The 23,306-nt window shown below is 61.6% G+C and carries 23 protein-coding genes; 8 read left to right on the top strand and 15 right to left on the bottom strand.

Annotation, left to right across the window (positions count from 1 at the left end; genetic code table 11):
- Positions 1 to 165: 165 nt before the first annotated feature.
- The 3 genes from I6F35_RS03155 to I6F35_RS03145 all read left to right on the top strand — a co-directional run bounded on the left by I6F35_RS03155 (position 166) and on the right by I6F35_RS03145 (position 3,009).
- The gene (locus I6F35_RS03155) at positions 166 to 345 is read left to right on the top strand and encodes a hypothetical protein (protein ID WP_225116191.1); all 180 of its coding nucleotides are present in this window, start codon (positions 166 to 168) and stop codon (positions 343 to 345) included.
- A gap of 129 nt (positions 346 to 474) precedes the next feature.
- Positions 475 to 1,731, top strand: coding sequence for a phosphoglycerate dehydrogenase (gene serA / locus I6F35_RS03150; RefSeq protein ID WP_225116190.1), 1,257 nt, complete (start codon positions 475 to 477; stop codon positions 1,729 to 1,731).
- Between the two features lie 1,002 nt (positions 1,732 to 2,733).
- Positions 2,734 to 3,009: a hypothetical protein gene (locus I6F35_RS03145; protein WP_225116189.1), complete on the top strand. Its 276-nt coding sequence runs from the start codon at positions 2,734 to 2,736 to the stop codon at positions 3,007 to 3,009.
- A 265-nt stretch (positions 3,010 to 3,274) separates the two neighbouring features.
- Here I6F35_RS03145 and I6F35_RS03140 read toward each other — a convergent pair whose 3' ends face one another.
- On the bottom strand, positions 3,275 to 3,505 hold the full coding sequence (locus tag I6F35_RS03140; RefSeq protein WP_225116188.1) for a hypothetical protein: 231 nt from the start codon (positions 3,503 to 3,505) through the stop codon (positions 3,275 to 3,277).
- Positions 3,506 to 3,764: 259 nt separating this feature from the next.
- On the opposite strand from I6F35_RS03140, the gene I6F35_RS03135 reads away from it, so the two are divergent.
- Complete coding sequence (locus tag I6F35_RS03135) at positions 3,765 to 4,034, top strand: DUF2312 domain-containing protein (protein WP_225116454.1); 270 nt, start codon at positions 3,765 to 3,767, stop codon at positions 4,032 to 4,034.
- An 89-nt stretch (positions 4,035 to 4,123) separates the two neighbouring features.
- On the opposite strand, the gene I6F35_RS03130 is transcribed toward I6F35_RS03135, so the two are convergent.
- The 3 genes from I6F35_RS03130 to I6F35_RS03120 form a co-directional block, all read right to left on the bottom strand.
- Positions 4,124 to 4,558 (bottom strand): hypothetical protein, encoded by a 435-nt coding sequence (locus I6F35_RS03130; RefSeq protein ID WP_225116187.1) that lies wholly within the window; start codon positions 4,556 to 4,558, stop codon positions 4,124 to 4,126.
- A 156-nt stretch (positions 4,559 to 4,714) separates the two neighbouring features.
- Positions 4,715 to 5,653: a hypothetical protein gene (locus I6F35_RS03125; protein WP_225116186.1), complete on the bottom strand. Its 939-nt coding sequence runs from the start codon at positions 5,651 to 5,653 to the stop codon at positions 4,715 to 4,717.
- Positions 5,654 to 6,095: 442 nt separating this feature from the next.
- The gene (locus I6F35_RS03120; protein WP_225116185.1) at positions 6,096 to 6,341 is read right to left on the bottom strand and encodes a hypothetical protein; all 246 of its coding nucleotides are present in this window, start codon (positions 6,339 to 6,341) and stop codon (positions 6,096 to 6,098) included.
- 145 nt (positions 6,342 to 6,486) lie between these two features.
- On the opposite strand from I6F35_RS03120, the gene I6F35_RS03115 reads away from it, so the two are divergent.
- Positions 6,487 to 6,732, top strand: a complete 246-nt coding sequence (locus I6F35_RS03115; protein ID WP_225116184.1) for a DUF3551 domain-containing protein — start codon at positions 6,487 to 6,489, stop codon at positions 6,730 to 6,732.
- 62 nt (positions 6,733 to 6,794) lie between these two features.
- Here I6F35_RS03115 and bluB read toward each other — a convergent pair whose 3' ends face one another.
- On the bottom strand, positions 6,795 to 7,427 hold the full coding sequence (gene bluB, locus I6F35_RS03110) for a 5,6-dimethylbenzimidazole synthase (protein WP_225116183.1): 633 nt from the start codon (positions 7,425 to 7,427) through the stop codon (positions 6,795 to 6,797).
- Positions 7,428 to 7,702: 275 nt separating this feature from the next.
- On the opposite strand from bluB, the gene I6F35_RS03105 reads away from it, so the two are divergent.
- On the top strand, positions 7,703 to 8,623 hold the full coding sequence (locus I6F35_RS03105) for a DMT family transporter (RefSeq protein ID WP_225116182.1): 921 nt from the start codon (positions 7,703 to 7,705) through the stop codon (positions 8,621 to 8,623).
- 111 nt (positions 8,624 to 8,734) lie between these two features.
- Here the strand turns inward: I6F35_RS03105 and I6F35_RS03100 are convergent, their stop codons facing one another.
- The 7 genes from I6F35_RS03100 to I6F35_RS03070 form a co-directional block, all read right to left on the bottom strand.
- A complete protein-coding gene (locus I6F35_RS03100; RefSeq protein ID WP_225116181.1) occupies positions 8,735 to 10,231 on the bottom strand; it encodes a hypothetical protein in 1,497 nt (498 codons plus the stop codon).
- 89 nt (positions 10,232 to 10,320) lie between these two features.
- Positions 10,321 to 11,151 carry a hypothetical protein gene (locus I6F35_RS03095; RefSeq protein WP_225116180.1) on the bottom strand — a complete coding sequence of 277 codons (831 nt, stop codon included), beginning with the start codon at positions 11,149 to 11,151 and terminating at the stop codon, positions 10,321 to 10,323.
- Positions 11,152 to 11,307: 156 nt separating this feature from the next.
- The gene (locus tag I6F35_RS03090; RefSeq protein ID WP_225116179.1) at positions 11,308 to 15,069 is read right to left on the bottom strand and encodes a vitamin B12-dependent ribonucleotide reductase; all 3,762 of its coding nucleotides are present in this window, start codon (positions 15,067 to 15,069) and stop codon (positions 11,308 to 11,310) included.
- A gap of 737 nt (positions 15,070 to 15,806) precedes the next feature.
- Entirely contained in the window at positions 15,807 to 16,229 is a 423-nt protein-coding gene (locus I6F35_RS03085; protein ID WP_346283135.1) for a DUF3237 domain-containing protein, read from the bottom strand.
- Positions 16,230 to 16,267: 38 nt separating this feature from the next.
- Complete coding sequence (locus I6F35_RS03080; protein ID WP_225116453.1) at positions 16,268 to 17,260, bottom strand: NADP-dependent oxidoreductase; 993 nt, start codon at positions 17,258 to 17,260, stop codon at positions 16,268 to 16,270.
- 139 nt (positions 17,261 to 17,399) lie between these two features.
- Complete coding sequence (locus I6F35_RS03075; RefSeq protein ID WP_225116177.1) at positions 17,400 to 18,521, bottom strand: alkene reductase; 1,122 nt, start codon at positions 18,519 to 18,521, stop codon at positions 17,400 to 17,402.
- Positions 18,522 to 18,589: 68 nt separating this feature from the next.
- Positions 18,590 to 19,216 (bottom strand): TetR/AcrR family transcriptional regulator, encoded by a 627-nt coding sequence (locus I6F35_RS03070; protein WP_225116176.1) that lies wholly within the window; start codon positions 19,214 to 19,216, stop codon positions 18,590 to 18,592.
- A 110-nt stretch (positions 19,217 to 19,326) separates the two neighbouring features.
- On the opposite strand from I6F35_RS03070, the gene I6F35_RS03065 reads away from it, so the two are divergent.
- Entirely contained in the window at positions 19,327 to 20,223 is an 897-nt protein-coding gene (locus tag I6F35_RS03065) for a DMT family transporter (RefSeq protein WP_225116175.1), read from the top strand.
- Here the strand turns inward: I6F35_RS03065 and I6F35_RS03060 are convergent, their stop codons facing one another.
- Positions 20,224 to 20,628, bottom strand: a complete 405-nt coding sequence (locus tag I6F35_RS03060; protein ID WP_225116174.1) for a response regulator — start codon at positions 20,626 to 20,628, stop codon at positions 20,224 to 20,226.
- Positions 20,629 to 20,837: 209 nt separating this feature from the next.
- On the bottom strand, positions 20,838 to 21,506 hold the full coding sequence (locus tag I6F35_RS03055; protein ID WP_225116173.1) for a BA14K family protein: 669 nt from the start codon (positions 21,504 to 21,506) through the stop codon (positions 20,838 to 20,840).
- A gap of 264 nt (positions 21,507 to 21,770) precedes the next feature.
- Between I6F35_RS03055 and I6F35_RS03050 the strand changes: the two genes are divergently transcribed.
- Positions 21,771 to 22,181 carry an NADH:ubiquinone oxidoreductase subunit NDUFA12 gene (locus tag I6F35_RS03050; protein WP_225116172.1) on the top strand — a complete coding sequence of 137 codons (411 nt, stop codon included), beginning with the start codon at positions 21,771 to 21,773 and terminating at the stop codon, positions 22,179 to 22,181.
- 335 nt (positions 22,182 to 22,516) lie between these two features.
- Here the strand turns inward: I6F35_RS03050 and I6F35_RS03045 are convergent, their stop codons facing one another.
- Positions 22,517 to 23,203, bottom strand: coding sequence for a DJ-1/PfpI family protein (locus tag I6F35_RS03045; protein WP_225116171.1), 687 nt, complete (start codon positions 23,201 to 23,203; stop codon positions 22,517 to 22,519).
- Positions 23,204 to 23,306 lie beyond the last annotated feature (103 nt).

The following is a 23,306-nucleotide window of genomic DNA, read 5'->3' as shown; positions in this document are numbered from 1 at the left end:
CTGGCAGGCTTTGGAGCTGATTGAGGCATTGCGATGACTGCAAGCCCTCGGTGCCTGATCGATGGCGTTACCGTTGTAGTCGCGATGCATGTGATCGATGGAGCGCAACTTTCCTGGTCTCCAAGGCGTTGTCGGGCCATGACAGCTCAAGAGACCCTGCATCCCATGAAGTATTTCGACCCGTCCGAGCCGGCGGTCCTGCACGACCGCGCCACGGACGAGATTGTCACCTGGACCGGCGACGAAGCCGACGACTTCCGCCGCTCCAGCAACGCGCGCGCCGACGGGGCGATCGCATGGCGCGAGTTCGTGTTCGACGGCTGGGGAAACGTGCTGGGCGGGTGACCGGAGCACAAGGCGGCGGCACGCGCTTTCTCCGGTTGCCTCGGACGGCGAGGGCGGATATCCGTCCGCTCGTCCGGGCCAGCGCAAATTTCCGATGATCGGCCCGGCCAGACCACGATCGGACGACCGATGCCCCTGTCCCTGCCCAAGCAAAAGATCCGCGTCCTCTTGCTGGAGGGCGTGAACGAATCCGCCGTCCGCCTGTTCAACGCCAATGGCTATACCGAGGTCGAGCGCCTGCCGAAGGCGCTCGGTGCCAAGGAGCTCAAGCGGGCGCTGTCGGGCGTGCATATGCTGGGCATCCGCTCCCGGACCCAGCTCACCGCCGATGTGATCGAGGCGGCCGATCGGCTGATCGCGGTCGGCTGCTTCTCGGTCGGCACCAACCAGGTCGATCTCGATGCGGCGCGGCGGCTCGGCATCCCTGTGTTCAACGCGCCTTATTCCAACACCCGCAGCGTGGCGGAACTCACCATCGCCGAGGTGGTGATGCTGCTTCGAAGGGTGTTCCCGCGCTCGGTCGCGGCGCATGGCGGCGGCTGGGACAAGTCCGCGGAGGGCAGCCGCGAGGTGCGCGGCAAGACGCTCGGCATCGTCGGCTACGGCAATATCGGCTCGCAATTGTCCAATCTCGCCGAAGCCATGGGCATGCGCGTGATCTTCTTCGACCAGACCGACAAGCTCCGTCACGGCAACACCGAACCGGTCGAGACGCTGGACGAATTGCTGGCGGCAAGCGACGTCGTCTCCCTGCACGTGCCGGAGACGCCGGCCACCGCCAACATGATCGGCGAGCGCGAGCTGCGGCAGATGAAGCAGGGCGCCTACCTCATCAACAACTCGCGCGGCACCGTCGTCGACCTCGAGGCGCTGGCCCGCGTGCTGGGCGAGGGCCGGCTCGCCGGCGCGGCCGTCGACGTCTTCCCCGTGGAGCCAGCTTCCAACGCGGACCGCTTCGTCTCGCCGCTGCAGGGCCTTTCCAACGTGATCCTGACCCCGCATATCGGCGGCTCCACCGAGGAAGCCCAGGACCGCATCGGCGGCGAGGTCGCGCGCAAGCTGATCGACTATTCGGATGTCGGCTCGACCCTCGGGGCTGTCAACTTCCCGCAGGTGCAACTGCCGGCTCGTCCCACCGGCACCCGCTTCATCCACGTCCACCGTAACGTCCCCGGCGTGTTGCGCCAGGTGAACGACGCCGTCGCCCGCCACGGCATCAACATCCTCGCGCAGTATCTGCAGACCGATCCGGAAGTCGGCTATGTCGTGCTCGAGACGGACGTCGTCGGCGGCGAGGGCGAGGGACTTTTGGCCGACCTGAGGGCTGTCGAGGGCACCATCCGCGTCCGCGTGCTGTACGATCAGGACCGGCCGGTGGCGCGGTAAGGGATTCCATTCAATTTTCAAACAGCTTTCCGCTGTCATCGTCCGCCACCGGGTCGGCCGAACGGCCGCCCGATGACAGGCTCCGGCGGGCGATCCAGTATTCCAGAGACGTCAGTGCTTATGCCCAGACGCCGCGGGTTACTGGATGCCCGCCTTCGCGGGCATGACGGTGGAGTGAGGATGTGAGTTCGCGTTCTCGCGGCGCATGGCGTCCGAGTCTTGCTTCACTTTCCGCCCTCTCGTCGAAGTGAGGGCGCAGGGAAAGCCGGGTGCTGGTTGCACCCGTGGGCCCCGTGCAGCAAAAAGCACGGGGGTAGGGCCACAGGTTCAACCGATTCACACCGGCTTTCCCTGCGCGATGGTTTACGGCTTACTTCGCGCTCTTCCCGGTGACCGGGCTTTCTTGCCACCGTCGCCCGCAGATCATCTCCGCGAACTTAGCGCCAGCGTCGGGGCGCCAGAACCACACGACTTCGCCGTCCGCTGATGCCGCGCTCGTCAGTCGCAACACCCGCGTCCACCGCATCTCACCGCAACGTTCGTGACGATCGCGAGCCGCCCCTCATTCGGGTGAGACGCGCGGAGTCATAATGCTGATTTGCCCGACGGCGGAAGCGGAATGTTTTTTGCGGCAAGGCTGGACGGAGCAAATCACGTTGGAATTGCTGGCTAAATTCGCCTCGCCGCGCGCTCTCAGACCCTCATGGTGAGGAGGCGCAAAGCGCCGTCTCGAACCCATGAGGCCCCACTCTCGCCCGCGGCCCATCCTTCGAGACGCCGCTTCGCGGCTCCTCGGGATGAGGATCGAAGGCGGGGCCAGAAGGGCATTCTGTTTTGGCGTAAATTTCAGCCATTCGATGCTGTGCCGCGCGCGAGCGACGAAAGAAATCGCTTCGCCAGGCAACGGATCGCAATCCTGCATTGTTGCAATGCAACAAGGCGCATACCGCAGCGCAATAGGATGCTTATCTCCTGCCTTCGAACCTACCCAGGAGAATTGCAGTGAAGAAGACTTCCCTCACCATCGCAGCCGCCCTCGCTATCTCGATCGCAGGTGGCACTGCCAGCTTCGCTGCGGAGTTGCCGACCTACGCAGTTAAGGGGCTGCCGATCTCGCCGGTGCAAATCGGGCTGCTTGGAGCCGCGAATGTCCAGGAGCAACCGCAGGTCGCCCCTTCGGCGGCTTCCCCGCACCAGCTCAGCGTCCTGACCCCGCGCCCGAAGGTAAGGGCGGCGACGGCGGCCGCGCGGACCGAAACCGGTCTCGCATCCCGCTGAGCGACGCGTCCAAAGCCCTGTGACAGCAAAAGCCCGCGACTTGGTCGCGGGCTTTTTGATGGGGGGCTCAGATCGCGAGTCGGCGGCCCTTACCGGGGCCGATGCCTCGCCTGCCACTTCGGGCCGGGTCCTCGCATGTAATGAAGCTCGGGCCGGTAGGGATTACAGACGCTTTCGATCAGCCTGTGGCAGCCGGCGATGATCGCGTTCAGGCGCCGGCGCAGCGGTCTCCAGGACGGGTGTGCGAGCCGCATGGCGGGTCGCCTCAGTGCAATTTGCCAAGCACGGACGTGAACGGCAGGGCGAAGTGTTCCTCGCCGAGCTCATCGGTGACGTGCACGATCCAGCTCCGCCAATCTTCATCGCTGGGCGTCATGATGAGGGCGCGCACCAGGCCTTCTGCATGCTCGCGCGCCTCGGCCAGGTCCATGGCATGACCGCATTCATCGATCAGAACGTGTTCGGCGTCAGAGCAATGGAAATAGAGTTCAGCCATGTTCCGCCTCCTGCGGTAAGCGACCTCACGCTCTATCGATAGCAGCAGTGAGGACGGCGGAGAATCCGGGTGATCCCCCATCGGGAAATTACGGAGAATGCAGGGGATTCGACTCAAGCCGCGTGATCGGGCGACTCGCCTGAGGCTTGATCCGTCATGCGTTTGGTCGGGCGAGCGCTGCTTCCGGCAGGCTTTGAGGTTAACACATTGGTTATTTCTTTTCGGTCATTTTCACGACCTCATTCAGCAAAGAGGCACCATGTCTGACATCACTATTCCCGGCGGGCGTATTCGTTCCTTCGTCGAGCGGATCGAGAATCTGGACACCGAATTGCAGGAGTTGAACGAGCAGAAGAAGGAGGTCTTCTCGGAAGCCAAGGCCGAAGGTTTCGATGTGAAGATCCTCAAGGAAATCATCAAGTTGCGGAAAGAGGATAAAGAGGAACGCGACGAACGCGAAAGCCTGCTCGATCTCTACATGCGCGCGATGGAAACGGCTCCGCCGGAGAAGACCGCCAAGGCGGCGTGACGCATCGAGGCGAAGTGCGTGGGGCGGGTTAGGGAAGCGTAACCCGCCGACGTGCTATCTGCCACGTGGATTATTCAGTTGCATGGTGATCACATCCATCGGGCGCCAGTACCTCTCAAACCCATTGTCGTAATCGGCGCGAACAGTGTGGATGTTGAGCTTGCAGTCGCCTGTCTGCCGATAGATCGGCGTCCCCGGTCCATTTTCCACCCATGCGCAGACGTGGCTGCCAAAGCGAATGGCGCCTGACGAACTATGTAGACAAGGCCGGCAACTCTGATTTTGTGCTGGTTGTAGAGTTTGCAGTCGGATGCCGCCCAATCCCCGGTGACGTATTTGTCGCACAGGGTCGCTGACACCCACACGCGATTTGAATCGGGATTGTGCCGGAATTCCAAAAAGGCAGCACCGTTGGGCGTACGCCAGACACTGGGCACTTTCCCGACAAAAACGGTTCTTGAATACGCCTGTGCAGGAACGACCAGCACGAAAATCGTCGACAATAAAGCAATGAAAGTTTTCATTCTTGCCTCCGTTAGCGTGTGCTCCAGGAGTGAATGTACGCAGCAGCGCGCCGGACAAAAATAAACTCAGCGTTTGTACTCGCTGATTGGTGTCGTTTCTCGTGCGATCCGAGAACGCCAGCATTGCGCGTAGCGATCTCGGAACGATCGTGCACCTCACCAATAGGGATCGTCCCAGGGTTCGGCCATATACGGGGGCGGCCTCCAAGGCGGTGGCGGCCGCCTGGGCCGCGGAGGTGTGGCTACAGGCAGGCGCGGACGCGCAGCCGCATCGGTCTCCTTCTTCACCCCTGGCGCGGCGGCTTTCGCGGACAGAGTGGCGAGCTGCGCTTGCAGCGCCTGCACCTGCTCGGCGATGCGCGCGTTGTCCCGGGCGCCTTGCTCCTGCGCCGTCTTGAGCTGCTGAATGGAGTCGGCATGCTCGCGAAGCGTCTGGTCGTGACTGCTCTTCAGTTGCTCAAGCTTTTCGTTGATGTTCGCAAGGCCCTGCGCGATGGCCTTCAGCGATTGTGCCACATCGGCCGAGGTCGAATTGGCTGGTGGCGGCGCGCCGGCTGACGGAACGTCCTTGCTTTCCTTGCTGCTGGAAGGCGCCGGCACGTCTTTCTGGCTCGAAGGAGACGGCGTGGAGGGCTGTTCACCGGCATCGGCGACCTCGACCATCAGCGATTTCGTCGACGCGCGAGGCTCGGATGCCGCCGGGGGCGCTGAGGCTTGCGGCGCCCATCGCGCCATGATCGCCTTGGCCTCATTGCCATATCGCGCAGCGAACGCTGCGCCAACGATGCCTATCGCCAACAGAAGGCCGACGAGGACTCGCAGCATGGGGCGGCCGCGTTTCGGGTCTGGCTGGCGAGCCTCGTTCTTCTCCGACGTTGGCGCCGCGTCCACAGGAGCGCCGCTTGGCTCTGCACCAGTTCCTTCCTGCGGGGGAGGTGGGCTGTCACCGCGGTGCTCCAATCCGGAGACCAACCGGTCCAGCCGCGCCAGATCTTCCTCGGCGCTCTTGATCCGTTCATAGGCGCGAGCCAGATCGCCATCGGCGGGTTTCATGCCGTGCGGTTGGTCCGGCTTCGGGTCGTCCGTCTGGGGCACCGATGCGCTCTCCATTCAGTCTTGCATCAACGGAGTGCGGCAGTCCGAGATGAGCGAGAGGATAGGTCCTGCCGCCGCTTTGATCAAGACAACGCGGGCGTGAGGGAAAATTTATGGCGGCCTCGGCTGGCCGCTTCCGGCGAGTTCGTGCGCCCGGCGCGGTAGGCGCAGCTCTCATAAACGCCGAGCTGTTTGCGTCTTCGACCAGTCCGGCAGAAACCAATCGTTAGGCTTTCATCGCGCCCGATCTGCTCGATTCCGATTCGTTCTTTGGGAACGAAATAGAGTCAGATGCAGAACGAAATCATTCCTTCCTCTTGTCGCACGCGACGGTTTTCAGGAACACGTCCTGGCCCTTCGAAAACGCCAAAGATGGTCGAAAGCAGCACGGACAATCCATCGGCGGGGCGCACCTGTTCGAGAAAAGAGCAGCCAAGCCGCGCTACTGCTTCTCGCCCATGTGGTGCGGAGTGCCGGTGGCGGGGCCTCCGGTGTAGTGGTGACCTCCGGACCTCGCCTTTTTGGAAGAGCCGGTGGTTTGCTTCTTGCCCATATGGTGCGGCACTTCAGTCTTGGGGCCGCCCGAATAATGATGGCCACTCCTTTCCGCGTCGCCGCGCTGCGCCATGACTGGCATGGCCAGGAGGGAAAATGCCGTGGCTGCCGTCAACATCGTTTTGGTCATCATGTCTATTTCTCCTACATGTCTACTCTCCCAGTTTCGCGGCTGCCATCGATTGCATATTCTTCCCAAGCCGCGTTGACCCAGATCAACCGGGCGCAAGAACGACTTCCTCCGTCGAACCAGGCACCAATCCTTAAGGAGGTATCTCATGCGACGACTTATGCTCGCCCTGACCGTTGCGGTTTCAGCAGCGTTGGGAGCAATCTCGCCAGCCGCCGCGCAGGACTATCCTTTCTGCCTGCAGGGAAAGGACTATGGCCTTCCGGGCCTCTGCTACTTCCGGACCTACCAACAATGCCTGGCGAGCGCGTCCGGCACGTTCTCGTATTGCGGAATCAACCCGCGCTTTGCCTTTGTCTACACGCAGCCGGGCCGTTGGCCGCCGCCGCGCTGAGATCGTCTCGAGATAAAGAACCCCACACGGTGCTTGTTCGCTCCGAGCCGCCTCGTGACGCGTTATCGTCGCGTCGTGAACTCACGCGAGTGATGTCGATTTTCCCAACCTTCTCGTTCAAGCTCGGGATGGTCAAGCTCCATCTGCGGATAACCGACGCAGAGATAAGCGACGAGCTTCTGAGAGCTTGGTACGTCCAGAATTTCATTGATCCGCACAGGGTTCAGGATCGACACCCATCCGAGTCCGATTCCTTCGGCCCGCGCGGCGAGCCACATCGAGCAGATGGCCGCGACGACCGAATATTCGACTGTCTCCGGCATGGTTGCGCGTCCGAGGCCGTGGCCGATCTCGCTGGCCTTGTCCGCGAACACAGCGAGATGACCCGGCGCCTCCTCGAGACCTGCCAGCTTCAATGCGGCATATCGCGCCGCGCGATCGCCCGAATAGGATGCCAGAGCATCGGCGTTGCAGGCCCTGAAGTCGTCGATCACAGCGCTGCGTCGCACCGGGTCCTCCACGATGACGAACCGCCACGGCTGGCTCAGACCGACCGACGGGGACAGACAGGCGATGTCGATGAGCCGCTCCAGCGCACCGTCAGGCAGCGGATCGGTCCGGAATCGCCGCACGTCGCGCCGCCAGATCAGGAGTTCGCGCAACTGCCGGCGAAATTGCTCGTCGAAGGTAACCATCAGAGTTGCAGACTCGGATGAAAGAGCGCGGCGGTCAACTGGATGGGTGTCTCCCGGATATTCGGCACCGGCGAGAAAATTGGACTAACTATCCTGCCTGCGGCTACGTGCTTCGATTCGATTGTCAAACAGCGGATGCGATGCGGGTCCGCGTTCTCGCGGCACAAAATGCCCGAGGTCCACGTTTTCGTTACCCTCTTTCGATGGCCCATGCGCCCGTCAGCCTTGCATGGCCGTGGGTTGATCCGCTGTGGCGGCTGACGTAAGCGTCGGCGATGACCAAGCCGACCATCGGCGCCGATGCTCCAACCCACAAATCGGATGCGAAACCGGCCTTGCTTGGGGTCGCCTGCGGCCTTGGCGCGGCGTTGTGCTGGGCGCTCGGCTTCGTCTCGACACGGCACGGGCTGAAGGTCGGATTCACGCCCGCGGACCTGCTGATGCATCGTTATATGTGGTCGGGCATCGCGTTCCTGCCGCTCGTGCTTCGCGCCGGACTAGGCAATCTCTGCGGCATCGGATGGGGCCGTGGACTGGTGCTGATGGTGCTCGGCGGACCCGTGATGTCAATCATCAGCTATACCGGCTTCCTGTTCGTGCCGTTGGGGCATGGCAGCGTCATCCAGCCTTCCTGCGCGACGCTCGGCGGCCTGTTTCTCGCCACCGTTTTGCTGAAGGAGCGGATTTCGTTTTCGCGGGTGTTCGGGGCGGTCGTCATCGTCGGCGGCCTGGCCGTGATCGGGGCTGAATCGATCGGCCATATCGGGCCCGACGGCGTGCTGGGCGATCTGATCTTCGTCCTGACCGGATTGATGTTCGCGGTCTTCGCCGCGCTGCTGCGCCGTTGGAGCATCTCCGCCTTCTCCGCGGCCACCGTCATCAGCGTGCTGTCGCTCTTGCTGCTGCCGGTCTATGCGGCATCCGGCGGGCTCGGCCGCGTGGTGGCGCTGGGCCTCGGCGAAAACGCGCTGCAGGCCGTGGGGCAGGGAATCTTGGCCGGCCCCGCGGCGCTGTATCTGTTCGCATTCTCGATCCAGCTTCTCGGCGTCGCCCGCGCCGCCGTCTTCCCGGCGATGGTGCCGGCGCTGACCCTGCTCGTCGGCTGGCTCCTGCTCGGCGAGCCCCCGACCGCGCTGCAGGCGACAGGGCTGGTCCTGGTGCTGTCCGGATTCTATCTGGCGCAACGACAGCGGTAGAGCGCGCTGGGCGGATCAGTTAATTCGCCCGACGCGCTGAAGGCCATTGAGGAGCGACGGGGCGCCGGCGTGGCAAAACCGCAGGCAATTCATCCGCTGGTTTCCGTCGGTCTAGCCTGGGTCCGAGCGGCTGAACTTCTTTAGGCCAAGCACTTCTTTAAAGCCGGGATGAACTCGGAACTGCGATGCGTTCTCATTGAATGTGCTTTTTTGGTCTTTGTATTTCCAGATGTACTCCGATCCACCCGCTCCGCCACCCGGCGAATAATAGCCAATGAGTGAGAAACTATATAGCTGCTTCATTGCGAGGTCAGGCTTATCGTCGCCGGACAAGAGCGATCTTCGGCTTTCCCATGATTGAAGAAAATCGTCTCGGGTAAATTGGAGAGAGTCCAAATTTTTCAGAACTTCGACATAAAATTCATAGTTCGAAATCTGTTTGTGAATTTCATCCTCAAGCTCTCTGTAAAGGTAGTCCGAATAATGAGATTGAGCAGCCAAAATGTGTTTGTTCTCGAACCTTCCAGCGCCATCCATAGACGCTTTGTAAGCCGTCAACGTTTCATTGCAAAACTTAATCATATCGCGCGGTCGCAAGAATGTTCGATCGCTCATGTATTGGTACTTGGTCTGTCGACCGGTCATCTTGTGTAGTTCATCAAATATTTCCTCCCAATCGATGTGCTTGCTCGACTGCGTAACCGTGGTGAACCGCTTTTCCATAAGGCTCTTCATCGTGCGATGGTTCGGCCCGTGATCCCAATAGACGGGGGCGGCAAAATTTTCGGTTATTTTGTTTTTGTCTTCAAAGCGCAGTGAGCCGTAAATGTCGTCTCTCAAGAAAATACCTATCGTCAGCTTTTTTCCTTTTGCCTTGGCGAGAACGTTAAGCTCCTTTGCGGCGAGCAGCAATCCGATCAGCCTCAAGGAGTACGCCTTGTCTTCAATCGAAAATCCGAGGTCTAACTGGTCGAATAAGACGTAGTAGTGGTTCTCGGGATTGAGGCTTTCGACAACGGACGTGCGGAGATTATGATTCACCTCTTGGGCAATCGTCGGTAGATGCTCCATCTCGATGCTGTCTATCTTTGTGGATGCCTTAAAGATTTTCCAATTGATCCCGATGTCGCCCGAGAATCGCAGTTTATGGGAAGGAGAAAATATCTGTGTAACGTCCGGGTCACGACTGCCGTACGTGTCGAGAATGAATCTTTCAACGCGCTGGATATGATCAACGGTGCCCTCGCTATAGGGCTGTGAGTGGTCTTGATTGAGAAGGATTTTTGACAGCGAGATCAGACAAAGATAGGTCCAGCTTTGCACGAAGCACTGTTCCTCAGGCACTCCGGCCTTTTTTTGTTTGTCGTGGTGGTGCCATGGGTAATCTGTGAATGTGTGGCCGAACGAGAATGCGTTGGCTTGCCTGTCCTGTAGGATTTTCTTGAAGATCGCTGTTTTTCCGCTCCCTTTCCGGCCAAGAATGCAGAATCTTTCGTGCTGCACAATTTGCGAGTAAGCCGGATGATCTTCGAAGGAGTCCAGCAGCAAGGCATCTTCATCCGCGTCTGTCCCGCCAAAATTAGAAATGGTCGATAAATTAATGGGCATGATTTTCTGCTCGTTTTCGTCTACAAGATTGTCGAGAGTGCGAGGAGTGAGCGGCGGAGGATTAGGCCTTCGGCTAATCCGCCGACGAGCTAATCAACTAAGTTGCTAGAGTAAGAAACTCCCGGATAGCTAATTGAGATGTTGTTGCCATCGAGACGGATGTCAGTTGGCGTCTCTTCGAATATATGAGTGTTTAGTAAAGCCAGGATTTCATCGCTGCTGCGTCCGTTTTTTCGTTCTGCGCTGGCGATCTCAATTATTTCATCTGAGACGCGATCTCTTATTTTTTCTCGATTTTTAGTGTCGTCCCACAATTTGGAGCTTTGTCTGCGGGATGACTGAGCTAGCGCACTCTCAATGGATACCAGGCGTTCCTGTAGTTCAGCTAGAAGTCTCTCGCGGGGATCTTCACTTTGCCGCATCTTAAAGCTGGCGTTGGCTTGTGTAATGGGATTGCTAACCCTGTAGTCCGGCTTGGCGATTGCTCTGGCGGAATCTGCCAGTCGACTGCGAGCTTGTTCGATGCTTTGCCAATCAGTTAGATCGACGAATATAGTGCGATGGGCAACGTTGTCGAATGGCAGAGGTGTGCCGGACCTCGCGATGTGTATGGTCGGTAGTTCAGTTGCATGACGAATTCCTAGTTCATAAAATGCGTTCGGATTTAAATCGGTCAGGTCGGCAATAACCAGCGGTGATCTTGTTATATCGGCAATAACGCGATCTCCGATCATGCCAGGATCTGCGTCCTCATCGGCACGTCTGACCTTGTAACCGAACTCGTTGTTCTCCAACACATGCTTGATGATCGCATTTAGCAGCAAATCTGCGTGCTTTCGCTCGGGAGTACCCTCTTTGCCGATTGGGCCTACGACAAAGCAAAGGGCTTCCTTTTTGGTAGTCTTTTCGTCAGTCGTCATGACAAGTCTTACTGGTGAAAGATGTTTGTTGTCGCACTCTGCAATTATAGGTTATGGATCGAGTTCGACACAATTTGAACATAGGAAAGGCGGCCTTTCGGCCGCCTTTCGTGGATGCTCGGGTCAAGGCCGGGCAGCATGACCGTCATCGCAGAATCACGAACACCCCGTCGTACTTCCGCACGTGTCGCACTTCATGCACGTACCGTTCCGCACCAGCGTGAAGTTGCCGCACTCCGAGCACATCTCGCCCTCATAGCCCTTGGCCTTCGCTTCCGCGCGGCGTTCGGCCTTCGTCGGCGCAACCGCAGCGGCGGTGCCGGCTTTGCTCCAGTGCCCTACCTTTTCCGCCGGCGAGAGGTCGTGCTCCGTTTCCTGCTTCAGCGCCACCGCGCCTTCGATGGTGTCGGAGACGCGGGACTGCGCGCCTTGCGAGGAGAGGGCGGTGACGCGGGAGCCGCCGGCGGGCGCGTTGTCGGTGGTCTGGCTGACGGCGGTCGAGCCGCCGCGCATGACGACGAGGTTGTCGGTGCGCGAGCGGGTGAGACCGCGCGACAGGTATTTTGTTGCCTGGTGCTGCGGCGCCTCCGGGTCCTTGCCTTCCTCGACGCCCTTGCCGAGCGCGTCGAAGCCGCTCTCGTTGGGATCGACATGGGCGAGGTCGAAGCGGGCGAGATAGCTCACCGCGAGCTCGCGGAAGACATAGTCAAGGATCGAGGTCGCGTACTTGATGGAGTCGTTGCCCTGCACTGGCCCTGCGGGCTCGAAGCGGGTGAAGGTGAAGGCGTCGACATATTCATCGAGCGGCACGCCGTATTGCAGGCCGAGCGAGACCGCGATCGCGAAGTTGTTGATGAAGGAGCGGAGCGCCGCACCTTCCTTGTGCATGTCGATGAAGATCTCGCCGAGGCGGCCGTCGTCATATTCGCCGGTCCGGAGATAGACCTTGTGGCCGCCGACCACCGCCTTCTGGGTGTAGCCCTTGCGGCGATCCGGCATCTTCTCGCGCTCGCGCATCACGACGATGCGCTCGACCAGCTTCTCGACGATCTTCTCCGAGACCTGCGCGGCGCGCGCGGCCATCGGCTTCTCGTAGAGCGCCTCGACCGCATCGTCCTCGTCCTCATCATCGCTGATGAGCTGCGAGTTGAGCGGCTGCGACAGCTTCGAGCCGTCGCGATAGAGCGCGTTGGCCTTCAGCGCCAGCTTCCAGGACAGCATGTAGGCTGCCTTGCAGTCCTCGGCCGTGGCGTCGTTCGGCATGTTGATGGTCTTGCTGATCGCGCCCGAGATGAACGGCTGCGCCGCCGCCATCATGCGGATGTGGCTCTCGACCGAGAGATAGCGCTTGCCGATCTTGCCGCAGGGGTTGGCGCAGTCGAACACCGGATAGTGTTCGGCCTTGAGGTGTGGAGCTCCCTCCACCGTCATCGCGCCGCAGATGTGCACGTTGGCGGCCTCGATCTCGCGCTTGGAGAAGCCGATCGCCGAGAGCAGGTCGAAGCCGGGGGCGGCGATCGCTTCCGCGCCGATGCCGAGCTGGTCGCGGATGAAGTCCTCGCCGAAGGTCCACTTGTTGAAGGCGAACTTGATGTCGAACGCGGTCGGCAGCGCCTTCTCGACCTTGGCAATGGCTTCATCGGTGAAGCCCTTTGCCTTCAGCGTAGAGGCATTGATGCCCGGCGCGTTGGAGAGCGAGCCGTGGCCGACGGCGTAGGCCTCGATCTCCGCGATCTCGCTCTCGCGATAGCCGAGCGCGCGCAAGGCTGCCGGCACTGCCTGGTTGATGATCTTGAAGTAGCCGCCGCCGGCGAGCTTCTTGAACTTCACCAGCGCGAAATCAGGCTCGATGCCGGTGGTGTCGCAATCCATCACCAGGCCGATGGTGCCGGTCGGCGCGATCACGGTGACTTGCGCGTTGCGATAGCCGTTGGTCTCGCCGAGCGAAAGCGCATCGTCCCAGGCCCTGGTCGCGTGGCCGATCAGATCGGCCTGCGGGCAGGAGGCGTGGTCGAGCGGCACCGGGTTGACCGAGAGCGCCTCATAGCCGGTGGCCTGGCCATGCGCGGCGCGGCGATGGTTGCGGATCACCCGCAGCATGTGGGCCGCGTTCTTCTTGTAGCCGGGGAAGGTGCCGAGCTCGGCCGCCATCTCGGCCGAGGTCTTGTAGGCGATGCCGGTCATGATCGAGGTCAGCGCGCCGCAAAGCGCACGGCCTTCCCTGGAGTCATAGGGCAGGCCCATGGTCATCAGCAGGCCGCCGATATTGGCGAAGCCGAGGCCGAGCGTACGGAATTCGTAGGACAGCTCCGCGATCGCCTTCGAGGGGAATTGCGCCATCAGCACAGAGATCTCGAGCACGATGGTCCAGAGCCGGCACAGATGCTCGTAGGACTCGATGTCGAAGCGCTTGGTGGTGGTGTCGTAGAAGGTGAGCAGGTTCGTGGACGCCAGGTTGCAGGCGGTGTCGTCCAGGAACATGTATTCCGAGCACGGGTTGGACGCGCGGATGTCGCCGGACGCCTTGCAGGTGTGCCAGTCGTTCATCGTGGTGTTGAAGTGCAGGCCCGGATCGGCGCTGGCCCAGGCGGCATAGCCGATCTTCTCCCAGAGATCGCGCGCCTTCAGCGTCTTGGTGATCTTCTTGTTGGTGCGGGCGACCAGGTTCCAGTCGCGGTCGGTCTCGACGGCGCGCAGGAAGTCGTCCTTCAGCGAGACCGAGTTGTTGGAGTTCTGGCCGGAGACGGTGAGATAGGCCTCCGAATCCCAGTCGGTGTCGTAGATGTCGAACTGGAGGTCCTTGTAGCCTTGCCTGGCGAACTGGATCACCCGCTTGATGTAATTGTCGGGCACCATGGCGCGGCGCGCCAGCTTGATCTCGCGGCGGAGCGCGGGGTTCTTCTCGGGATCGAAGCAGTCGTCGCCCGAGCCTTCGCAGTTGACGCAGGCCTTCAGCACCGCCTTCAGGTGCTTCTGGTTGATCTTGGAGCCGGTGACGAGGGCGGCGACCTTCTGCTCCTCCTTCACCTTCCAGTCGATATAGGTCTCGATGTCGGGGTGATCGATGTCGACCACGACCATCTTGGCGGCGCGGCGCGTGGTGCCGCCGGACTTGATCGCGCCGGCGGCGCGGTCGCCGATCTTGAGGAAGCTCATCAGGCCGGACGAGCGGCCGCCGCCGGACAGTTTTTCGCCTTCGCCGCGCAGGCGCGAGAAGTTCGAGCCGGTGCCGGAGCCATATTTGAACAGGCGCGCCTCGCGTACCCAGAGGTCCATGATGCCGCCGTCGTTGACGAGGTCGTCCTCGATGCCCTGGATGAAGCAGGCGTGCGGCTGCGGATGCTCGTAAGCCGATTTCGACTTCGTCAGCTTGCCGGTCTTGTAGTCGACGTAATAGTGGCCCTGGCCGGGGCCGTCGATGCCATAGGCCCAGTGCAGGCCGGTGTTGAACCATTGCGGCGAGTTCGGCGCCACCATCTGCTTGGCGAGCTGGTAGCGGATCTCGTCGAAGAAGGCTTGCGCGTCTTCATCGGAGGAGAAGTAGCCGCCCTTCCAGCCCCAATAGGTCCAGCAGCCGGCGAGGCGGTCGAACACCTGCTTGGCCGAGGTCTCGCCGACGATGCGCTCGCTCTCAGGCAGGAGCGCCAGCGCCTCGCTGTCGGGCACCGAGCGCCACAGCCACGAGGGAACAGTCTCCTCCTCGACCTTCTTCAGCCGCGCGGCGACGCCGGCCTTGCGGAAATATTTCTGGGCGAGCACGTCGGAGGCGACCTGCGACCAGAATTCGGGCACCTCGACATTGTCAGCACGGAATACGACGGAGCCATCCGGATTGCGGATCTCAGACGTGGTCAGTCTGAAATTGATTCCGGCGTAAGGAGATTCTCCGGCCGTGGTGTTGCGCCGTTCGATATGCATGCTCGTGCCCCGTCTTCTGCCCGGCCTCCCTGCGTTGGGGTGGTCCGGAAATGTTATTCCTAGAGCGAGTCCCCGGTCCCATCCTTCCGTCCAAAGGGTGGGGGGCCAGAGCCCCGCAAGCTCAGCCGGTGGACCGGCCTGTTTCTCTCGACCGCAGGGAATCGGCTGGCACCGATCCGGCGGCGGCACGACCCTGACCGGCCCAGGCGGACCGTTCGGTTCGTGCATTCAACGCCCCAAAACTCATCAACGCGGCAGGTCACCGATGAGCCTTTTCCGGCCCGTTGTTGGCGTCCCAAACTGCCCCGAAACCAAGGGCAAAAAATCCTTCACCCGCAGCCTGATCGGCTGACGGAGTGGTCGTTCTGGACCCTTTTGGGAGCGACCGGCGGGGACCCGAAACACACTCGCGCCGAACAGGAGGAAAGCTAGGCCAAGTCCGTACCGCCCGTCAAGGACTAGTACGAGTTCCTGAATCAAATACTAAATATGGTGGAAAACGGAGGAAAACAGGGGCGGTGCCACGCCTGTGATACCGCCAAGTATCAGTGAGTCCTGAAGGATTCCCAAGAGAAAAAAATCTCATGGGTGCTGTGGAACAACGCTTCGCCCGCTTTTCACAGGGCAGGTATTTTTGGCAGCCGACGGATTGAATTTCGAAGACTCACGTGGGCTTACGGAGAACGCGGCTATGGCGGACATTCTCTATCCGCCGCGGCTCGTGCGAATCGCCCGCGTCACTCAACAGCGTAGAAGGCGTATCGCAGGCTGCGGGCACGCGCATCGAACTCCCCGTTGCCGACAGCCTGGACGCCATTCAACCAGGCATAGCGCGGATCGCCGGTCTCAAACCGTGGCGCGACGACGACTTTGTGCAAGTGCCCCTCCGTCGAGAAACGCAAACGGCCATTGTACTGGACGAATATGAGGACGTCGTCGTCCGTTCGCGCGGTAAAGCGCACGTCGAGGAGACTGAATGACCGGTCGGGAGCAACGATCAGCCAGTCTGCCGCGGCTTTGCCCGCCAGCGAGGCGTTCAGGCGATTGCCGCTCATCGTGAGTGCCTTGACCTCGGCGATCGCCCGTTCACCCAGTGGCGTGCCTGACAGTGACAACCGCTCGCCCAGTTCCGCGCGAACATGGCATATCAGCGTCAGCACGGGGGGCGGGAGGCTCCAATCCGGGGACGTCATCGAACCTACTGCCCCTCTGCGAGCCGAACCATGAGCTTGCCGAAGTTTCGTCCATTCAGCATCCCGATGAAAGCGGCCGGAGCCTTGTCGAGGCCGTCCACGATGTCCTCCCGCGTCTTGATCTGGCCGTCGCGCAACAGCCGTCCGACCTGCTGAACCGCATTCGGAATCTGCGCAAGATGCTCGGAGATAATGAACCCGCGTATGTTGATGCGGTTGCGGAGCAGCACCGTCAGATCAGGCCCCGGGCAGGGCGCGGTTTGGTTGTACTGAGCGATCAACCCTGAAACGACAAGGCGGGAATGCCGGTTCATGAGTGGCCAGATTGTATCGAGCACGCTCCCGCCGACATTCTCGAAGTTGATATCGATGCCGCTGGGGACGGCTGCCGCCAGCGCGCGGTCAAAATCGGGCGCCTTGTAGTCCACGCAGGCGTGAAACCCGAGTTCGTCAACGACATAGCGGCATTTATCGGACCCGCCGGCGATTCCAACCACGCGACAACCGGCGATCCTGGCGAGCTGACCGGCGACCGTTCCGACCGCCCCGGCTGCCGAGGAAACCACGACCGTCTCGCCCGGCTTGGGAGAGCCGAGGTCCATCAGGCCGACATGAGCGGTCCATCCCGGCAATCCGAGAGGTCCAAGCCAGGCCGGCAGCGGAGCCAGCATGGTGTCGATCTTGCGCCATGTGCTGGCCGGGCCGACCGAGTAAGCCTGCCAGCCGCCCATGCCATGAACATGGTCGCCAGGATCGAGCGTCGCCGCCCGCGATTGGACCACGACGCCGACGACATGCCCTCGCATGACCTCCCCGAGGTTGACCGAGGGGATGTACGATTCCTTCTGGTCCATGATCCCGCGCATGTAGGGGTCGAGAGACAGGTAAAGCGTCTTCACCAGGGCTTCCCCCTCCGAGAGCTCCGGCGTTGTCTGCTCAGACCGCTCAAAATCTTCGTCGCAGGGCATTCCCGTCGGGCGACGCTTGAGCAGGATCATTTGATTTTTAGGCATTGCGTGCACTCCGATCGAAATCAGGACGGTGTGAATCCACTGTCTTCACCACGTCCCACGGCTTTCCATAATCCACGACTTGGACCGTCAGCACTTTTTTCCTCCGAATGATTTGGGAGCGAAGTCAGGCGACACCGCGCAATGAGGCGAGGGCGGGGTAGTCGGTGTATCCCCGCTCGTCGCCGCCGTAGAATGTCCGGCGGTCAAAGGCATTGAGGGGCGCATCGATCGCGAGGCGATGCGGCAGGTCCGGATTGGCGATGAAGGCGCGACCGAACGCGATGGCGTCGACGGTTCCGGACTTGAGCTCCGCTTCGGCGGAGAGCTTTGTAAAGCCGCCTGAGGCGATCAGAGGGCCTTTGAACGCCCTGCGAAACAGGGCTGCCACGGACGCTGGCGCATCCAGATTCGCCTCGTCACGGACACCTGCGTTCGCGCGGGGTTCGATCAGATGAAGATATGCAATACGCCGCGCGGACAGCGCCTCGATGGCGTGGGCAAACAGCCGAAGCGGATCAGAGTCTCCGATGTCACCGACCGTTCCGAACGGCGAGAGTCGAACACCGACCCGCTCGTTGCCGCACACGTTGATCAGTCCGTCGGTCACCTCCAGCAGAAAACGGACGCGGTTCGCGATCGAGCCGCCATACTGATCGGTGCGATTATTCGTACGATCCTGCAGAAATTGGTCGATCAGGTAACCATTGGCGCCGTGTAGTTCGACACCGTCGAATCCGGCGAAGATCGCGCGAGCGGCCGCCCGCTTATAGTCCTCGACAACCTCCGGAATCTCCTCGGTATCGAGCGCGCGAGGCGTTTCGTAGGGCAGACGTTCGAATGCCGACCCGAACGCTTGTCCGGCTGGAGTGATGGCCGAAGCGGAGACCGGCAGTCCACGATCAGGTCTGTGGCTCGAATGTGAGATTCGACCGGTATGCCAAAGCTGCAGGAAGATCAGGCCGCCCTTGTCATGAACCGCGTCCACAACTCCCTTCCAGCCGGCAACTTGCTCATCGGTGTGGATACCCGGCGTGCGGGGGTATCCCTTGCCTTGCCAGGAAATTTGAGTTGCCTCGGCAATGATCAAGCCATCTGGACTGGCGCGCTGTCCGTAATAGCGGGCGTTCAAGGAGGTCGGCGCGGAGCCCGGCTCCGACGCTCGCATCCGCGTGAGCGGTGCCATGACCACGCGGTGCGCCAGTTCGTAGCGGCCAATTCTGAGAGAAGAATGCAGTGTCACGCTCATTTTTCCTTCTAAGATGACCGGTCATATTGTATGCAATCAAGCGACAGCGGGTCGCGCTTCTGCCTTCATCACGAGAGGCTGGTGAACACCACCTTTTCGAACGCTTCGAGCGCAGCCCGGTCTTTGTCGACCTTCGCCCGCATGACGGTGCCTTCCCAGGCGTTCAAGAGAAAAGAGGCTATCAGCTTGGCGTCGATATCGCCGCGCATCGACCCGTCGGCCTGGGCTTCCCTGACGCAGGATTCGATGCCGCGGCTCCACGCGGCCAAGATGATGGCCAATCGTTCGCGAATCGGACGGCTCTGGCCTGACATCTCGGTGGCCATATTTCCGATCAGGCAGCCGCGCTGATATTTTTGCTTGCGCGAGATTTCGTCGAGCGACCGGAAATACGACTTGAGCCGGACGAGTGGCGGGACATTGGGATCGCTGAGCATGCTCAACGAGGCGAGCGCCCTTTGCCAGTAGCGCTCGATGACCTCGACGCCGAGCTCTTCCTTGCTTTCGAAATGATTGTAGAACGATCCTTTCGGCACCCCTGCCGCATCGGTGATGTCCTGCACGCCGGTTGCGTTGAAGCCCCGGCTGTGCAGGGTTTCAAGGGCAGCCGCAACGATATTTTCTTTGACACTTGGTCTCGCCATAACGTTCAATATGACCGATCGTCTTAATCGTGTCAACGCTGGTGCGGCCAACCCGCTGCAGGGTTAGAACCGGCATGCTCGGCTGGCATGTCGCGTTGCCGCTGGTCTCGTTGACCGATTACCGGCACGGTATGCTCCGATTCCATTCCCTGCCGGGCTCCATGACAGAATCAAAACCGACCGCGCGCGGCCGCCTCGCGCCCGCGGGCTTCCTGTTCCTCGCCGTCACTTCGGTGGGCTGGGGCTTCAATTGGCCGGTGACGAAGTACCTCCTGAGCGAACTGCCGCCGCTGACGCTGCGCGGCTCGACCGGCGTGATCGGGGCCGCGCTATTGGCGCTGCTTGCGGTCCTTCGCGGGCAGAGCCTTCTGGTCGGCCGCGAGATGTGGCTGCGGCTGATGCTGGCGGCGCTGTTGAACGTCACCGGCTGGATGGTGCTGATGGGCCTCGCGCTGCTCTGGCTGCCGGCCAGCGAAGCCGCGCTGATCGCCTACACCATGCCGGTCTGGGCCTCGATCCTGGCCTGGCCGGTGCTCGGCGAACGGCCGACGCTGCTGCGCACCATCGCGCTGGTGATGGCCTTTGCCGGGCTCGCCGTCATCATGGGCGGCAACGGGCTTTCCGCGAGCCGCGAGAAGCTGCCCGGGATCATCATGGCGATCACGGGCTCGTTCGGCTTTGCGCTCGGGACGGTGCTCGCGAAGAGACTGCCGCTCAAGATGGCGCCAGTCCCGGCGGCGGCCTGGCAGATCGGGCTCGGCTGTCTGCCGGTCGCCGTGGTCGGGCTCCTCATCGAGACCTCCCATCTCGATCGCGTGACGACGCTCGGCTGGTGGCTGCTGGTCTATTCCACCGTGATCCAGTTCTGCATCGCCTATGTGAGTTGGTTCGCCGCGCTCAGGCGATTGCCGGCCTCGATCGCGGCGATCGGCACCATGGCGGTCCCCGTCATCGGCGTCGTAGCATCAGCGGTTGCGCTGCGCGAGCCGCTTGGACCGACGCAGATCGTGGCGCTGGTCTTCACGTTCGGCGCCGTCGTGCTGGCGACGCGGTCGTAGTCATTTCGAGAAGCGGGCCGACGTTGCCGATTTGCCGAGGCATTCGTTGACGGTGGTGATCAGCGCCTCCGGCGTGAACGGCTTGCGCAGGCAGCGCGTTGCACCAAGTTCGAGCGTCATGCGCAGGAAATCCGGCGCACGATCGGCGTTGGCGAAGGCGTAGCCGGACATCGCGATCACCGGGATGTCCGGCGCGCGCTCGTGGAAAATCCGGATCGATTCGAAGCCGCGCATATGCGGCATGAAGACGTCGACCAGCATCACATCGAAGCTGTTACCTTCGAGCGCAACCATTCCGGCCTCGGCGCCGTCAGCGACGGTGACGTCAAACCCCTTGCGCTTCAGACAGACCTCGATGGTGGCGGACACCATGAGGTCGTCATCGACCACGAGAACGCGCGGCACGACGGATCCTCTTGTCGAGACGATATCGGTATCTGCCGACCAGCACGGCCGACTGTTTGATTAAGGCGGAAGCGCGATAGCGCGTCTGCAAGATGCGGTGCATACGAGATTCGCTTAAGGCAGAATTCATGTTGTGCGATGTGGGGGCGACCTCTCAACAAAAAAGGGCGGCTCTTGCCGCCCTTTTTCACGCGAGAGGACTCAGTCGGTCAGGGGCAGGGATGACGCCTGCCGTCATAACCGAGATAGGTGCCTGACGCCGGATCATATGACTTGTAGCGTTGCCGGCAGTAGGTGTCGTCACCGCCGTCAGGTGCGGCCGCAACCGCTACGCTGTCATCATAGTATCCATCGTCGTAATAGCCGTAGCCCGGCCCATAGCCGTAGCCATAGTAGTAGGGATCATAATAAGCGCTCGATGCGAGTGCGCCGCCGATCAGGGCACCTGCCGCGACGCCGGGCCAGACTCCGTAGCGGCGATGACCATAATAGCCGCCGCGCCAGCCGGGACGATATCCGCCACTCCATCCGGGCCGGCCGGCACCCCAGTTAGGATTGGCGATCGCGCCGCCGCGGTAAGCGGGAGCGCCCGCGAACTTGGTGCCAAGGCCAGGGCTGCCGGCGGCAAAGCCGCCGCCACGGAAGCCGCCGCCACCGGCGTAGCCGCCGCCGCGGAATCCGCCTCCGCCGATGGCTGCTCCACCGCCGAAACCGCCACCTCCACGGAATCCTCCGCCGCCGCCTCCAATAGCCATACCGCCTCCGCCGACCCGCCCAGCGGAGAACTTGGTGCCCTGGGCAAAACCTTCGCTAGGAATGACGAGCGGCACCACCAGGGCCAGCGCCGCGGCGGTGCTTAAAACCTTGAGATTGATCATCGTTGGGACTCCATCTGCGGGACATGATCCAACCCTTTCCGGGGGCCGGTGTTCCCGAACCTCGCGCCACATCGATGCGCGGGGCGTCAGCCTTTCAAATAGGAACTGTATGGCGAATGAACGGGTTAGACCCAATTCCGCGACAATTGGCCGCCAACACTGCGCCGTGATGTTCCGGTCCGGATCACAACATGTGCGGCAATCTGGACAATTCGATCCGCCGATGGCATCAGAGCCCAACGATCCCGAACCGGCCGGCGCTTCATGAAACAATTCCTGCTCAAATTCTTCACGTGGTGGAACGGCCAGACCTTTGGCACGCAGCTCTGGACCTGGCGCTTCGGCGAACTGGTCGGCACGGACGAGCAGGGCAATCGCTACTATCGCACCCGTGGCGGTGCGATCGATCCGGTGCTGCATTTCGAGCGCCGCTGGGTGATCTACAACGGTTACGCTGAGGCCTCGCGGGTGCCGCCGTCCTGGCATGGCTGGCTGCATCACGTCGTCGACGTGCCGCCGACCGAAGAGACATACACGCCGCGGGAATGGGAAAAGCCGCATGTGCCGAACATGACGGGCACACCGGCGGCGTATCGTCCGTCCGGCTCGACGCTGGCAAGCGGCCGCCGCCCGAAGGCGACCGGCGACTATCAGCCCTGGACGCCCGCAAGCTGAATCAACCTCATTCGGACGTTGTGCGAGCGCGCAATTGCGCGTGCGGCGCACGCGTGGCTGTGAACAACGGTAACAGCGGGGACGGGCGATACGACGTCCTTGCGCTTCACGCGGGGGCGGAGCTCAATAGGGTCATCTTACGGAGGTGGATGACCACCGCGTCGGATCGGGCTCCAGATCGCGACTGCCCCGATGAGCAGCGGCTTCCGAGTGGGATGCGCGCGGGACATAGGCCCCCGGTGCAGACGTCCTGAAATCGCCCGTTAATGTGAGGCCACCGTAAGACAGGAAAGGCCGCCCGGGAAACCTGGCGGCCTTTTTCTTTGGCTCGCGATTTATCCGAGCTGCGCCGCGGCGCGGGCGATCAGTTCGCCACGGCGCGCCTGTGACGATGCCATCTTCTCTTTCATGAAGGCGAGGATTTCGGCTGGTGCGGTATCCGGCGAACCGGCATTGAACGGCGGCTTCGGGTTGTATTCGAGACGAAGCTGAATGGCTTGCGCCGTCTTGCGGTCGACGAGCTCCGACACCAGCGTCAGCGCGAAATCGATGCCGGCGGTGACGCCGCCGCCGGTGATGCGGTTACGATCGACGCAGACCCGCGTCCGCGTCGGGATCGCACCGAAGGCTGCGAGAAAATCGATCGCTGACCAATGCGTCGTGGCGCGATAACCCCTAAGCAGGCCGGCGGCGCCGAGCACCAGCGATCCTGTGCACACCGAGGTGATATATTTTGCGCCCTCCGCCTGCTTGCGCAGGAAGGCGAGCATCTCCTCATCGTTCGCCATGTCGTCGGCGCCCATGCCGCCGGGAACGCAGATCACGTCGAGCTGCGGGCAGTCGACGAAGCTGACCGTGGGCGTCAGCGCCAGCGGGGTATCGCTCGGCACCGGCTCGATCCGTTTCCATACCAGATGCACTTTGGCGCCGGGCACGGAGGAGAACACCTGCAGCGGCCCCGTGAGGTCGAGCTGCGTCACCTTGGGAAACACCAGAAGTCCGATCTGTAGCGGGGTCGACATGGGGGCCTCAAATATCCGTTGACCGCGACAGAATGGCATGGTGGCCTGATGTCCAAAATGGCATAATTCCCTTATTTCAGGACTCAGCCCTTTGGTTCTGACG

This window comes from Bradyrhizobium sp. BRP22, assembly GCF_020194175.1.
GTDB lineage: Bacteria > Pseudomonadota > Alphaproteobacteria > Rhizobiales > Xanthobacteraceae > Bradyrhizobium.
The sequence above is the reverse complement of the archived record's forward strand: the minus strand, read 5'-3'. Positions and strand labels throughout refer to the sequence as shown.